Source organism: Epilithonimonas caeni DSM 17710 (assembly GCF_000426465.1).
In the GTDB taxonomy this organism is placed as follows: domain Bacteria; phylum Bacteroidota; class Bacteroidia; order Flavobacteriales; family Weeksellaceae; genus Epilithonimonas; species Epilithonimonas caeni.
The window spans coordinates 706,249-720,458 of the sequence record NZ_AUFK01000009.1 but is presented as its reverse complement, the minus strand read 5'-3'; the positions used below and the strand labels follow the sequence as shown (position 1 = coordinate 720,458).

Here is a 14,210-nt window from a genome sequence, read left to right as displayed (position 1 = left end):
ATCGCCATTTACAAAGCCCGTGAATTAGGCCCAATCGATGAAATCTGACAAATAAAATATTAGATATCTAACTTATGAAAAAGATTCAGGATATTCTCATTTCTACGCGAACGATGGCGGTTTTACTTCTGGCTTTCGCAATTTCTATGGCAGTTGCTACTTTTGTTGAAAATGATTACGGAACGCCAACTGCAAAAGCCTTGATTTATGAAGCAAAATGGTTTGAAGCCATTATGTTTTTATTGATTCTGAACTTCATTGGAAACATCGGAAGATATAGACTTTGGAAAAGAGAAAAGTGGCCGGTTTTGGTTTTCCACTTGGCTTTTATCTTGATTTTCATTGGTGGAGCAATCACTCGTTACATCAGTTTCGAAGGAACGATGCATATCCGCGAAGGAGAAACCAATAATGAGATTGTAACCGACAAACATTTCTTCAAAATCAAAATCGAGGAAAAAGGTGAACAGCAAAATTATCACGACGTCCCTTACCTGATGTCGCCTCTTCATCACGATTTCCAAGCGACTTATGATTTCCTTGGAAAAGAAAAGATTGTTGTGAAAGCTTTGGAATACATCCAGAGAAAGAAAGACAGTTTGGCTGTCGATAGTAATGGAAAAGAATTTCTTCATTTAGTTTCAACCGGCGATATGGGCGGTCGTCAGAATATTTATTTGGCAGAAGGCGAAGTTCAGAATATCAATGGAACTTTGGTAAGTTATAACAGAACGGCAATAGAAGGTGCTGTGGAATTCCAGAAAAAAGACGGACAGCTTTATATCAAAACGCCAAGCGATGCTTCTTATATGACAATGGCAACTCAGGCAACTGGAACGACTAAGAAAGATGAATTCCAACCGCTGGTTTTGAGAAGTCTCTATACGATTGACCAATTGAAATTAGTAATTCCAGAAGGAACAAAACGTGGAAAATTGGTGGCTTACGAAGGCGACAAACAAAAAGACAAAGATGTTCCGGATATGCTGAAAGTAGAAGTAGCCGGGCCAAAAACTAAACAGATTGTTGATCTTGTTGTAGAAAAAGGAAATCCGAATAATTACAAGCAGATTCATCTGGATGGTTTGGACATCATGTTAGGATTCGGGCCAAAGATTTATTTCACACAGCCTTTTGCACTTAAGTTGGAAAAATTTGTAATGGAAACTTATCCGGGAAGTTCTTCGCCGTCAGCTTATGAATCCCATGTTAAAATTGTGGACGAAGGCAAAGAAACGCCTTACAACATCTATATGAACCACGTTCTTAACTATAAAGGTTACCGCTTCTTCCAAGCGAGTTTTGACCCGGACAGAAAAGGGACGGTTCTTTCTGTAAACCACGATTTTTGGGGAACTTTGATCAGTTATATCGGTTATGCATTCTTATTTTTAGGGATGTTTGTGACCATGTTCTGGAAAGGTTCTAGATTCTGGAGTCTAAATCAAATGCTGAAAACAATCAGCAAGAAAAAAACAACTGCTGTTCTTCTGATTTTATTAAGTTTCGGACTTCATGCTCAGGAAATCGACATGCACGGAACAGACGGAAGTCACGAAGCTCATTCCCATTCAACCGAAGCAAAACCAGCTTCTGCAGGTAAAAATCCAATGGTTTTGGATGCGGATGAGATGGTGAAAAATATTACAATCAACAAAGAACACGCAGACAAGTTTGGTTCTCTATTGGTTCAGAATTACGAAGGTCGCATTGTTCCTGCCAATACGCAGGCACTTGATATTTTACACAAATTAACTTCACGTTCCAAATTCCAGGATCTGGATGCTAACCAATGGTTCTTGGCTGCTACGATTGACCCGATGTTTTGGGCTCAGGTGAATATCATCAAAATTGAAACTGCGGGTAAAGTTGGAAAATACCTGAGAGCAAAAACAAAAGCGACGGACGAAGGATTTACTAGTTTGATTAAATTATTTCCGGCGGACAAAAACGGAAATCTTCGTTTTGTGTTGGAAGATGATTATAATGATGCGTTTAGAAAAAAAGCCTCTGAAAGAACAAGATATGATGAAGCGGTTATTAAATTAAATGACAAAGTTCAAGTATTGAACGGGATTATGTCTTACCAATATTTCCGAACAGTTCCTGTCAAGAACGACCCTAACCACACTTGGAATTCTGTAATGACACCGACTTTTGAACCGGATGAAAATGCACAGGCGGTTTTAGGACCATACTTATCAAGTGTACTTTTAGCAACACAAGGTGGAAGCTGGGCAAAAGCTGATGCTGAACTGAAAAAAGTGGAGGAATACCAACAAAAATGGGGTAAAAATGTAGTGCCTTCTGAAACCAAAGTTAAGCTTGAAGTTTTGATGAATACATTGGATATCAACTTCAAATTGTTGATTTTCTATACCATCATTGGAGGTTTGCTTTTGGTTTTAGGTTTTATAGAATTATTTAAATCCAATAAAATCCTTCATAATGTTATAAAAGCAATCATTTATATCGGTGCGATTGGTTACATTTTCCATTTCTTAGGATTGGTTGCAAGATGGTACATTTCCGGACATGCCCCGTGGAGTAATGGTTATGAAGCGATTATCTTCATCTCTTGGGTGGGGATTACTGCCGGTTATGCACTTTATAGAAACTCAAATGCTTTGATTCCTGCAGCAGGGTTTTTAGTAGCAGTGATTATGATGGGCTTTGCACACGGTGGTTCCGCACTAGACCCGCAGATCACACCACTAGTTCCTGTTCTGAAATCTTATTGGTTAGTGGTTCACGTTGCAATTATCACTTCAAGTTACGGCTTCTTCTCTTTATCGATGTTGATTGCAATGATCTCTTTGATCTTCTATGTGATTTCCAACAAAGAGACATTCAAAAAACATAATGATACAACGCTGAAAGAATTGGCAATCGTAAGTGAAATGTCTCTTAATATTGGATTATTAGCGCTAACTATCGGAAACTTCTTGGGAGGAATCTGGGCCAACGAATCTTGGGGACGTTACTGGAGCTGGGACCCGAAAGAAACATGGGCTTTCATCTCGATCATGATCTATGCATTTGTGATCCATATGAGACTGGTTCCGGGATTGAGAGGTAGATACACCTTCCACGTGGTGACAATGTTTGCTTTCTGCTCTATGGTAATGACCTATTTTGGAGTGAATTATTATTTGTCAGGCTTGCACTCTTACGCAAAAGGAGACCCTATTCCATTACCGACTTGGGTTTACATCAGTTTAGGGTATATGCTGGCATTGTCTATAGCTGCTTGGTTCAAATACAAAAAACTGAATGAAAAACAAGAGAAAAGAACGCAAGTAGAACCTTAAATTTTGTGAAATAAATAAAAAAGCCGGACTTTTAATAAGTTCGGCTTTTTTATTTTTGAGCAATCTAATGGTTGTATTATGCGGTGAAAAAGCTGCTCAGCCGATTCTGAATGAAGGAACGCTTTATAATTAATCCGAAAAATCAAGTATTGATGAAGAAGAGTTTTGTTTTACGATTGGATGATGAGATGTATAAATTGCTAGAGAAATGGGCGGCTGATGAATTCAGAAGTGTGAATGGACAATTGGAATATATTATCAATCAAAGTCTAATTAATTCGGGAAGGAAAAAGAATAAAACAGATAACAAATCAACAGATAAAAAATAAAGCCGTCAAATTTTGGATGCTTTATTATTGTAAAAACTTCTGGATATAAGTTTCTCTCTGAGCTTCAGAAATTCCTAAAGCTTCATGGATATAGTTATCCATAGAACCATATTTTTTATCAATCTCATCAAAAGCAGACTGTAAATAATTTCTTTCTATCCAACCTGTTTTTTCTAATACTCCAATATCTAATTTGGGATAGATAAAGTGTAAGTTATTGGCAAGATTCAATCTTTTTTGAATGATAGATTGACGGAGGTCATTGGATTGTAGATATTCTTCAAAAGTCACAGAATCATCGAATTTCAAAATCTTCAAAATCAATGCTGTTATCATTCCGGTTCTGTCTTTTCCGGCAGTGCAATGATAAAGAATAGGCTGCTCCGAATCTAGAATCTCAGTAATTATTTTCTTTATCACCTGTGGATTTTCTGAAACATAATCCTTATAGAATTGTATCATTCTTTTATCTGCGTCTACTTTATTAAATTGACCTTTTAGAACTTGCTTTTTGGCATCCTTCAGCTCTCCGTTTTCATCTTGGAAGGCGGGGTAATTTTGATAAGAAATAGTCTTTGGAAAATGGTCTGGTTCTTTCGTTATTTCCTGATGCGTTCTCAGGTCGATGATTTTATTGATTTTCAATGATTCGATTTCATCGAAAGAAGAGTTCCTAAGTTTGTGAAGATTTCCGCTTCGGTAGATCAAACTATCCTTTAAAGACTTACCTTCAGAATTTTTAATTCCTCCTAAATAACGGAAATTATTAATCTTTTTTATTTCGATTTGATTTCTGTTGGAATAGGTTGAAAACTCTGCTTTAGAATGGTATGCTTTACAGGAAACAATGGACAATAGAATAAGAAAGAGGAAATATCTCATTAAATAAGAACGTTTTTTCAAGCTTAAATATTTTTTGAATTAAATAAAAAATTCCTGCCCATTGGGCAGGAATTTCAAAGTATAATTTATTGTTTGATGACCTTCTGGGTTTGGGATCTGCCATCTGCAAAGTCTATTTTCATTAGATAAATGCCTGATTGCAATTTAGAAAGATTGATCTTTGTGGAATTATCTTCCAGCAATATTTTACCATCAACATTATAAACAGACACTTTTTTCACTTTTGCGGTTGAATTGATGTTGATGAAATCCTTAACGGGATTTGGATAGATTGATATTTTCTTTGTGTCGATATCTTCTGTTCCGAGTTTGATTTGAGTAGAGTAAACAGGTCCGTACCAAACACTGCTTTGGTCATTCGAACATTTTGATTTTACATAAGTTTCATAGATCCAGTTAACGGTCAGGTCCGTTCTTGTATCTTTTGGTTCGTTCTCTATATCACGGTAAACTTCAGCACCGGCAGTTGTGAAGACATTTCTTCTTCCCCAAAGCGTTTGCCATTGGTTGGAGGTTCCGGCTTCTTTCCATTCCGTGCTTACGGTGGTATCTATTTGGCTGGCGATTTTTAAATCATAGGGAGCAGGGCAAATGACATCTCCGTTTTTCTGATTTTGGATATACATGGAAATTGGGAAATAACCTTGTTGGCCAGTAAAGACGGCGGTAGGGACATCTATTTTGATGGTATGGGTTCCTGCAGAAAGATTTCCTAAACTGACTTCACGATTCGGGATCACGTCACCTGGACACCAGTTGTTCCAAGATATCCAGCCTCTTAAGGTTTTTGCAGTAGTTCCATATATCCCGTTCCCTTGCGTGTTGTATTGTCTGTAATCTTCACAGTTTTTTCCACCTGGCATATATTGACTTACCAACTGGTCATCTAGATAGACGTTATGTACTCTTTTTACATATTCTTCACCTCCGGAATTTGATCCATGGTTAGAGGTGCTAAGATGTAGAATAGCATTCGGAACAGGCTGTTCAAGTGTAAAAGTTACTAATCTTGTTGTTTGTCCCGGAACATCTGTAGCATTATAATTATTTAGGTTTTGACGATAAGAAAGTGGTAAAAAGAAGTTTTGAGAAGGTGTTACGGCTCCACTTGTTACAAATTCCAGATTCCCACGGAAAACATCTGTTCTGTTCGCACATCCAGCAACCTGAGTATTGGCTGCGGCAGAGTAACCATCAGCTCGGAACTCGATCCAAAAATCATACGTAGCAGATAGAGCTGTATCATGCAATATGTTGGAAATATTATCCACCTGGAAACTGTATGGAACCTGAGTTGGCGAAATGTTTTTGTTCATAAAAGGCGTGATAAAACGTCCAATCTCGATACGCTTGATGTCACTTTGGTTATAAGTATAAGTTGTTGCTCCTTTTGGTACAAGGACAAGATTGACACCAGCAAGTCTGTCATAATTGTCGCATGCTGCTGTTAGAACGATATTCATCTTCACATTGCTTCCAATGGATGCAATTTCGGAATCTGTCAATTTCCTGGAAATAATGTCCTGCTCATAGGCATGTAAACGGATTGCCCCAGCAGGAATTTGAGAATAAGCTTCAGCCGGCATGGTTTCTCCTTCTCCCAGATAATGGTACATACTGTAAAAAGGAACATCATTGAAAACCGATACATTTTGAGATTTAAAAAAAGGTGCTAATGCAAGTCCTGCAAAAACAAAAAGTAATTTTTTCTTCATATTAGATTATTATTACAACAAATTTATAAAATCTTTACGAATAAAGGTTTTTTGATGATTGTTTTTATGAATTTAATTTTTGTTTTTATCGATTATGTTAAGATTTCAATAATCTAAGTTTCCAATACTTGAAACGGAACTTAAACTTGTGATTCTCCTTGGAAAAAGTTATCTTTAGAGAAAAAACAAATTATGATATACATTGGATTTATAGTATTTTTCGCGCTTATCACGTTATTTGCCTCATTCTTCACAGTAAAACAAGAAACGGCGGCACTTGTGGAACGCTTGGGAAAATTCCATTCGGCAAGACATGCCGGCTTACACTTGAAGATACCATTCATCGATCAGATATCGAAACGGATGAATCTTCGTATCCAGCAATTGGATGTAATGATCGACACCAAAACACTTGATAATGTTTTTGTAAGAATGAAAATTTCAGTACAGTTTCAAGTGATCAGGACCCAGGTTGCTGATGCTTTTTATCGATTGGAGAGCCCACATGATCAGATCACATCTTATGTTTTCGATGTGGTAAGGGCGGAAGTGCCAAAGTTGAAATTAGATGATGTTTTCCTTAAGAAAGATGATATCGCTGTCGCTGTCAAGGCGGAACTTCAGGAATCAATGCAAAGTTATGGTTATGATATTATCAAAGCTTTGGTGACGGATATCGATCCGGATGAACAGGTAAAACATGCCATGAACAGGATCAATGCGGCAGAGAGAGAAAAAACTGCAGCGGAATATGAATCTGAGGCACAAAGGATCAGAATTGTAGCAGTTGCAAAAGCGGAAGCCGAATCCAAAAAATTGCAAGGACAAGGTATTGCAGACCAAAGGAGAGAAATTGCAAAAGGTCTGGAAGAGTCTGTAAAAGTTTTGAACAACGTTAATATCGAACCTCACGAAGCTTCAGCTCTTATCGTTGTGACGCAGCATTATGATACACTACAATCTATTGGCGCAAACAACCGTTCAAACCTTGTTCTTCTGCCAAACACACCAACTGCTGCCAGCTCTATGTTGAATGATCTGGTGGCGGCAATGGCTGTTTCCAAAAAAATTGAAGATGATGAGACACCGAAACCAAATCGACAGAATCCGAAATTTTTATAAAAAAAAGCCTGAATATTCAGGCTTTTTTTATTCTTCGTTTATATGGAATCCGATGGTTCTGATTGGTTCGTCTTTCGCTTTGTAGGTTTCGAGTTCTTGTTTCAGGTCTTCGATCCTGGCAGCAAAGCGGTCATAAGAATTATCTTCGGCTTCGGATAAAAATTGTTGAACATTATTGAGGTATTCACCAGTCAGTTTAGAAGCTGATTCTTTCAGAGAAGCATCTAGAATTACTTGGCTGATCTGTATGCCTTCAGTTTTGTTTTTCATATAAAGACTTCGGATCCGTTTTTTGAGACTCTGTGTGAAATCCACAAGCATTGTGTTGGAAAATACTTTCATTTTCTCAGCAGTCTCTTTCCAAAACGGGATTTGATCAGCTTTGTTGTTTTTTAATATTTTAAGCAAAGTTGCATTTTCGTTCAGATTCTTTGTCATGTTGAAAAGCAGCATCTCAGCTCTTTCCTGTTTGTTTGGCGGGAAAACCGGAATCAAAACATCAAATCTTCCCGGCGCAAGGATCTCTGGTTCTATTCCGATCAGTTCTTTTGCAGAACCGATCATCACAATGTTTTCTTTTTCGAATTTTTCGATGTTGTGGAGTGTACTTTCTTTTACATCTTCATGATCAGAATTGATGATCTGCCTTTCCTGCCTTTGCATCATTATCTCGTCAAAGTTTTCGAGGAACAAAATGACCTTGTCCTTTTTGAGTATTTGAGAAAGGTATTCATCAAAGCTTGTTTTTTTATCATTGACCAGAATCGATTTTAATTGAGATTTTCGGATTTCGAAAAAATCAAAATCGATCATCTCTGCAATTTTTTTGGCCCAGAAGATCTTTCCGCTTCCCGGAGGCCCATAAACAATAATACCAGCAGCTTTCTGGATTCCCCAATTTTCAGATTGTTCCGGATTAAGGAAAGGTTCCAGCATGTCTGAAATATAAAAGAATAGATCTCTGTAACCAATGAAATCTCTTTGTTTGAGCTCAGTTTTATCTCCAAAATAATTGTAAATGAACTGATAATTCCCACCAAGCTGATTATCTATCCCGAATGTTGATATTGATGATTTGTAGATCCCGTTATCATAAATATTAGGGAATTGATCTTGAATGATCTGTTCTATTTTTTCTTTCGGTTGATGGATTCTTTTCGAAATATCATCTGCAGTTTTTTCCTTATTCAGGTCTTCATCATATTTTTTTAGAAATTCCTGATTTTCTATGGCAAATCTTTCAAAATTTTGGGTAATATTGAGATTCGGAGAAAGACAATCAGAGATCTCAAGGTCAAAATCCTGGATAAATTGTTTGATGCTTTCTTCGGAAACGTCCAGCTTTTTAGAAAATTCGGAGATATTTTGAATCATTTTTAAAATGTTTTTATGAATTTAAACAAAAACCGTACAAATCAAAGTAACAATGTTGTCAAGAATCAGACTTGTATATAAAATATTTCTATGGAAAAAATTTTGGAAGTAAAAAACTTGACCAAAAAGTTCAAACATATTGCGGTCAACAATATTTCCTTCGATGTAGAAAAAGGTAATGTCTATGGTCTTTTAGGACCTAATGGAAGTGGGAAGTCAACCACTTTCGGGATGCTGCTTTCTACGATCAATCCAACTTCCGGCAGCTGGAAATGGTTTGGAAAAGAAGGAACGGATACTCATACGCTCAAAAAAATCGGAGCAATTATAGAGCAGCCAAATTTCTATCCCTATCTAAGTGCGGAAAAGAATCTTGAAATTGTAGCAACGATCAAAGAGATTCCGTATTCAAGAATTGATGAGGTATTGGAAGTGGTCAACCTTTTGACGAGAAAAAAAGATGCATTTAAAACCTATTCTTTGGGAATGAAGCAACGTTTGGCGATTGCTTCTGCTTTGCTTGCAGATCCTGAAGTTTTAATTTTGGATGAGCCTACAAACGGACTTGATCCGGAAGGAATTATTCAGATCAGAGATATTATTAATTCAATTGCAAAATCGGGAACTACGATCATTGTTGCAAGCCATCTTTTGGACGAGATAGAGAAAATCTGTTCCCACGTTATCGTTCTGAAACAAGGAAATGCGATCTATTCCGGTTCTGTGGATGCCATGAGCAATACAAAAGGTTTCTTTGAACTGAAAGCGGATAATATTTCTGAGCTTGTTTCTGTTCTTGGATCTTTCGGGATTTTCTCTTCTGTAAAAGAACAGGATAACCTTATAATTGCCCAGATTTCTAGCGATATTTCTGCATCGGAACTCAATAAAAAATTATTCGAAAAAGGAATTTCTCTTTCTCATCTCCAGAAGAAAAAAGAAAGCCTTGAAACCCAATTCCTCGAACTTGTAAAACAATCCAACTCATGATACGATTATTAAAATTAGAATATCTCAAGAATCTGAATTACAGACCTTTAAAGATTTTTTCAGGTTTGTATTTTGTTGTTCTTATTGTTCTGCTGTTTATTGGTTTGGTAGATTTTGATATTTTAGGGATGAAAATCAATCTTAAAGAGCAGGGGATGTATAACTTTCCAGGTGTTTGGAATTTCACGACTTATATTGTAGGATTGCTGAAGATTTTCCTTGGTTGTATTATTGTTTTCTCTATATGTCAGGAGTTTAGCAATAGGATGTTCAAGCAGAATATAATTGATGGATTGAGTCGGGAAGAGTTTGTTTTTTCAAAACTTTTGACCATCTTGACTTTCACTGCTTTTTCAACATTATTGGTTTTTGTGATCGCTTTTATGCTAGGAAAGAGTTATTCGGTAACACAAGAGGGTGATCTGGTCACTAAAGAAATATATTTCATCTTCAATTACTTTTTGAAGTTATTTAGCTTCTTTTCGTTTCTAATGTTTCTATCCATTCTTTTCAGAAAATCGATTTTTGTGTTTCTTGGATTTTTTATGTTTTGGTTTGTAGAGAAAATTTTAATCGGTATTGAGACTTTTAGAGCTCAACAAAATATTACTGAATTGGAAAAAGCTAAAGTTTTGAGTACAACCACTTTCTATACAGATTATTTGCCTTTGGAAAGCATGTCGAATTTGATTCCTAATCCATTGATAAGAACTAATATGGCACAATTGTTAGGGATGCGGTTCAAATTTGAATATCCTTGGTACAGTGTAATTGCTTGTATTGTCTGGTCAACAATTTTTATATTGGGAAGCTATTGGATACTTAAGAAAAAAGACTGGTAATAATTACTTTAAATGAGATATTGTAAAGATAAATATATCAATAGTTTAATATTTCTTAATTAAAGTTAAATATAATTATATTTATAACTGAGATTAAAATATGATACAACCATCAAAACCAATTTTGGTGGTTTTTTTATTTTCTTGTAGATTTTTATCTACAAAATTTCCTTATTTTAAAGGCTTTTTTAACCCAATTTTAACTTTTAAAGTGTTGGTTTTAACAATAAAACGGATAATTTTGTAGCAATGGATTTTAGATTAATCATAGCTGTATTTTGTATTGTATTTTCTTCTCAGATTGTAAAAGCACAGAAGAGTTATAATGCTTTGGTCTATGAAGGAAACAAAAAATTTGATGCCAAGGAATATGAAGCTTCTTCCAGCAAATATCTGGAGGCAATTGCTGAAAAAGAGGGAAGCTATACAGCCCATTATAATCTTGGAAATGCCTTGTACAAAAGCAAAAAATATGAAGAAGCTGCTGCTGAATATCAAAAAGCGGCAAAGTTGACTAAAAGTAAGTATGAAAAGGCTGCAGCAATTTATAACCAAGGAAATGTACAGATGCAGTCCAACAATCCGGAAAAAGCAGCTGAACTTTATAGACAAGCCCTGAAGCAGGATCCTTATAACGAAGCAATTCGTAAAAACTATGAGATTGCAATGTTAAAAGACAAAGAAAAAAAAGACAAGCAAAAACAAAAACAGGATCCGAACAAAGGAAAAGGAGACGGCAAAGACCAGAAAAATAAAGACCAGTCCGATAAAGGAAATCAGAAAAAAGATCAACAAAACGGACAAGGTGATAAGCAAAAAGGAGAAAATCAAGGAAAACCTGATCAGCCTAAAAAGCAGGAAAACAAAATCCCTGAAGAAGCAGAAAAGATGATTTTGCGTGATATTGAAAATCGCGAGAGAGAGACTGCAAGAAGAATTTTAAACAAAAAAGCCAATTCGATGCCGCAAAGCAACGAAAAGGATTGGTAAATGATAAGAAAAAATTTATACATATTATTCACATTAGCATCGGTTTTTTCGTTTGCTCAGGTTAATCTTTACTCAGAAATCAACACAAAAGAGAGTAGGGTGAATTCTCCTTTTGTTTTTACTGTTGTTTTAGAGATCTTTGGGGAGGATCTGAATATGGAAACCCCCATTAAGCTTCCCGATTTCTCAAAATTCAATTACGAATATGCATCTGAACAAAATACATTTATCGATCCCGTAAAAAAAATCAGGATCAATCAAATGGTTTATCAATTTGCTCTTGATCCCAAACAAGCCGGAAATTTTAAAATTGGTTCGGCTCTTGTAAAGATCAATGGGAAGATGTACAAAACTGAGCCTATTGATATCATTGTAAAAGAAGCTGAGAAAAAACCCCTTGCCATTGCTAATAACACTGCAAAAAATATGTATCTGAGCATGCAGGTGGAAGAGCGGGAAGTTTACAAGGATGAGCCTGCTATAGTCGTTTTGAAAGCATTTTCCAGGAACATTTCGAATTTCCGACATCTGGAACCTGCAAGATTTGAGCCTGCCAGGAACCTTGCGATCCGTTCTATCGCTAACTTTGATGAATCAATAGAAGACTCGGAGAATAATTATTCTTCACAGGTTATTGGGATGTTTGTAGTTGTCCCAAAAGTAGCTGGTATAATGGATGTTCCTCCTATGGAAGTGCCTTTTGCCAATCATAAAACAGCTCTCATTTCCAATAAGGTAAAAATTAACGTTAAAAAATTGCCGGAAGGTGCTCCCGAAAATTTTAAGAATGCGGTTGGGAAATATGATGTGAAGATCGAAATGAACGATAAAGGAAAAGAAAATTTTGAAATCAACAAGGCTTTTAATATTTCGGTAAAAGTATCAGGTTGTGGTAATCTTTCCCCATCTATCGTACCAAAAATTTTATCTTCTCCTGACTATGAGGTCTTTGAACCAAAAATCATCAACAATTCTGTTCCAACCGTCAAAGGAATTGAAGGTGATATAGAAGCACAATATATTATCATTCCAAAGAAAAGGGGAGATTTGAAAATTGCTACAGAAAGATTTTCGTATTTTGATCCAAAGGAAGAAAGATATGTTGAGGTGGGCTCTAAGTTTTTGGCCCTGAACGCAGTTAATGCCCAAGACATTGCTAATGCAAAAACTACCTTGCAAAAAGTAAACGAATATACCAACAATGTTCTGGAAAAAGTTGATTCTCCGGTTATTAGCACTGAGAAACTGAAAGTAAAGGAACATAAGGGGATCCGCTGGTATGTGATTTTTGGAAATCTTTTCATTGTGGGGATTGGGGCATTGCTGTTTCTTTATTTTAATAAGAAAATTAAAGACAAAAGGAAACTTCTTCTAGAAAAGAAAAATATGCCTGTCCAACCGATTATCAATATCGAAGAAACTGAAGCTCTTTTGAGAAATAAAAAGAAATTTGAAGTAGATTCCTATTTCAATTATTTGAATAAAAAAATAAGTGAAAGTCAGCCTTCAGGTTTTTTTGAGGCGTTTGAGGAATTGAAAGTTGATGCTGACCAATATTGCAAAGAACATTATTCTTCGAGTTTTTCAGATCATCTCCGAAATAATTTCGGATCGGGTCAATTTGAGAAATATAATCAATTGATCACCAAAATCAATATTGAGAAATATTCTCCTTATTCATCTGTAGATAAGCAAATTGAAATTTTGAACGAAATAGAGGATATCTATAAAATGCTTTAGGGAATTATCAAAAATATTTTATATTTTTGCGAAATCTTTAAAATATAATTTATGGGATTTTTAGAAGAGTTTTCAATCAAAGAAACAATGACCGCTTTTATGGTTTTGTTTGCTGTAATAGACATTTTGGGTTCGGTCCCGATTATTGTTTCGCTTCGTCAGAAATTTGGCAAAATTGAGTCTGAAAAAGCTGCAATTGTTGCTGGATTATTGATGATTGCTTTTCTCTTTATAGGAAATAATATTTTGAAGTTCATTGGCGTAGATGTCAATTCTTTTGCGATTGCAGGAGCTTTCGTGATTTTCATCATTGCCATAGAAATGATTTTAGGAATAGAAATCCATAAGACAAACCAACCACAAGCTGCATCTATTGTCCCGATTGCATTCCCTTTGATTGCGGGAGCCGGAACTTTGACAACGACTTTGTCATTAAGGGCAGAATACCACGATATCAATATCATTTGCGGGATTGTCCTTAATACAATATTGGTTTACATCGTTTTGAGATTAGCACCGTGGATTGAGAGAAAAATGGGAGAGGGTTCTTTGCAGGTTTTACAAAAAGTTTTCGGAATTGTGCTTTTGGCCATCTCCATTAAATTATTTACTGCTAACTTTGCACAGCTGTTTCAGAATTACATTCACTTTTAATATTATTAGAAAATGAAGACATTTTATAAAGTATTCTTAATTCTTTTTATCATTTTTATCGGTATCAATGTTTACGCTATCGATTGGCGTTCAGGATTTTTTGATGATGAAAATACCAAATTCATATTCTCTATTTCATCAGGGATTTTAGGAATTATAGTAGTTTATATTCTGCATACTTGGAGTAAGTTGGTAGAGAGAAAATAATAAAAAAACGCTTCAGGTCTCTGAAGCGTTTTT

At 35.7% G+C, this 14,210-nt stretch carries 12 protein-coding genes; 9 read left to right on the top strand and 3 right to left on the bottom strand.

What is annotated here, in order from left to right; translation table 11 throughout:
* Positions 1-74: 74 nt before the first annotated feature.
* Together ccsB and K319_RS0104490 are read left to right on the top strand one after the other, a co-directional pair.
* Positions 75-3,311, top strand: coding sequence for a c-type cytochrome biogenesis protein CcsB (ccsB, locus tag K319_RS0104495; RefSeq protein ID WP_027382547.1), 3,237 nt, complete (start codon positions 75-77; stop codon positions 3,309-3,311).
* A 152-nt stretch (positions 3,312-3,463) separates the two neighbouring features.
* Entirely contained in the window at positions 3,464-3,640 is a 177-nt protein-coding gene (locus K319_RS0104490) for an Arc family DNA-binding protein (protein ID WP_235696076.1), read from the top strand.
* 24 nt (positions 3,641-3,664) lie between these two features.
* Here the strand turns inward: K319_RS0104490 and K319_RS0104485 are convergent, their stop codons facing one another.
* Together K319_RS0104485 and K319_RS19780 are read right to left on the bottom strand one after the other, a co-directional pair.
* On the bottom strand, positions 3,665-4,522 hold the full coding sequence (locus K319_RS0104485; RefSeq protein ID WP_027382545.1) for a tyrosine-protein phosphatase: 858 nt from the start codon (positions 4,520-4,522) through the stop codon (positions 3,665-3,667).
* Between the two features lie 86 nt (positions 4,523-4,608).
* Entirely contained in the window at positions 4,609-6,258 is a 1,650-nt protein-coding gene (locus K319_RS19780; RefSeq protein ID WP_051230422.1) for a peptide-N-glycosidase F-related protein, read from the bottom strand.
* Positions 6,259-6,450: 192 nt separating this feature from the next.
* Between K319_RS19780 and K319_RS0104475 the strand changes: the two genes are divergently transcribed.
* Positions 6,451-7,380 carry an SPFH domain-containing protein gene (locus tag K319_RS0104475; protein WP_034671353.1) on the top strand — a complete coding sequence of 310 codons (930 nt, stop codon included), beginning with the start codon at positions 6,451-6,453 and terminating at the stop codon, positions 7,378-7,380.
* Between the two features lie 27 nt (positions 7,381-7,407).
* Here the strand turns inward: K319_RS0104475 and K319_RS0104470 are convergent, their stop codons facing one another.
* Positions 7,408-8,754 carry an ATP-binding protein gene (locus K319_RS0104470; protein WP_034671351.1) on the bottom strand — a complete coding sequence of 449 codons (1,347 nt, stop codon included), beginning with the start codon at positions 8,752-8,754 and terminating at the stop codon, positions 7,408-7,410.
* Between the two features lie 90 nt (positions 8,755-8,844).
* Here K319_RS0104470 and K319_RS0104465 point away from each other — a divergent pair, with 90 nt between their 5' ends.
* The 6 genes from K319_RS0104465 to K319_RS0104440 all read left to right on the top strand — a co-directional run bounded on the left by K319_RS0104465 (position 8,845) and on the right by K319_RS0104440 (position 14,177).
* On the top strand, positions 8,845-9,744 hold the full coding sequence (locus K319_RS0104465; RefSeq protein ID WP_027382542.1) for an ABC transporter ATP-binding protein: 900 nt from the start codon (positions 8,845-8,847) through the stop codon (positions 9,742-9,744).
* The gene (locus K319_RS0104460) at positions 9,741-10,586 is read left to right on the top strand and encodes an ABC transporter permease subunit (protein WP_027382541.1); all 846 of its coding nucleotides are present in this window, start codon (positions 9,741-9,743) and stop codon (positions 10,584-10,586) included. Before K319_RS0104465 ends, K319_RS0104460 begins: the two co-directional genes overlap by 4 nt.
* Positions 10,587-10,835: 249 nt before the next feature.
* Complete coding sequence (locus K319_RS0104455) at positions 10,836-11,576, top strand: tetratricopeptide repeat protein (protein WP_027382540.1); 741 nt, start codon at positions 10,836-10,838, stop codon at positions 11,574-11,576.
* Positions 11,577-13,316, top strand: coding sequence for a BatD family protein (locus K319_RS0104450; RefSeq protein ID WP_027382539.1), 1,740 nt, complete (start codon positions 11,577-11,579; stop codon positions 13,314-13,316).
* A 51-nt stretch (positions 13,317-13,367) separates the two neighbouring features.
* Complete coding sequence (locus K319_RS0104445; protein WP_027382538.1) at positions 13,368-13,970, top strand: MarC family protein; 603 nt, start codon at positions 13,368-13,370, stop codon at positions 13,968-13,970.
* Between the two features lie 12 nt (positions 13,971-13,982).
* Positions 13,983-14,177, top strand: a complete 195-nt coding sequence (locus tag K319_RS0104440; RefSeq protein WP_027382537.1) for a hypothetical protein — start codon at positions 13,983-13,985, stop codon at positions 14,175-14,177.
* Positions 14,178-14,210 lie beyond the last annotated feature (33 nt).

Excerpts from the sequence above, each read along its gene's own strand:
- K319_RS0104445 (WP_027382538.1), top strand. The coding sequence starts at position 13,368 with ATGGGATTTTTAGAAGAGTTTTCAATCAAAGAAACAATGACCGCTTTT.
- K319_RS0104475 (WP_034671353.1), top strand. The coding sequence starts at position 6,451 with ATGATATACATTGGATTTATAGTATTTTTCGCGCTTATCACGTTATTT.
- K319_RS0104450 (WP_027382539.1), top strand. The coding sequence starts at position 11,577 with ATGATAAGAAAAAATTTATACATATTATTCACATTAGCATCGGTTTTT.
- K319_RS0104490 (WP_235696076.1), top strand. The coding sequence starts at position 3,464 with ATGAAGAAGAGTTTTGTTTTACGATTGGATGATGAGATGTATAAATTG.
- K319_RS0104460 (WP_027382541.1), top strand. The coding sequence starts at position 9,741 with ATGATACGATTATTAAAATTAGAATATCTCAAGAATCTGAATTACAGA.
- K319_RS0104440 (WP_027382537.1), top strand. The coding sequence starts at position 13,983 with ATGAAGACATTTTATAAAGTATTCTTAATTCTTTTTATCATTTTTATC.
- K319_RS0104485 (WP_027382545.1), bottom strand. The coding sequence starts at position 4,522 with ATGAGATATTTCCTCTTTCTTATTCTATTGTCCATTGTTTCCTGTAAA.
- K319_RS0104455 (WP_027382540.1), top strand. The coding sequence starts at position 10,836 with ATGGATTTTAGATTAATCATAGCTGTATTTTGTATTGTATTTTCTTCT.
- ccsB (WP_027382547.1), top strand. The coding sequence starts at position 75 with ATGAAAAAGATTCAGGATATTCTCATTTCTACGCGAACGATGGCGGTT.
- K319_RS0104470 (WP_034671351.1), bottom strand. The coding sequence starts at position 8,754 with ATGATTCAAAATATCTCCGAATTTTCTAAAAAGCTGGACGTTTCCGAA.
- K319_RS0104465 (WP_027382542.1), top strand. The coding sequence starts at position 8,845 with ATGGAAAAAATTTTGGAAGTAAAAAACTTGACCAAAAAGTTCAAACAT.
- K319_RS19780 (WP_051230422.1), bottom strand. The coding sequence starts at position 6,258 with ATGAAGAAAAAATTACTTTTTGTTTTTGCAGGACTTGCATTAGCACCT.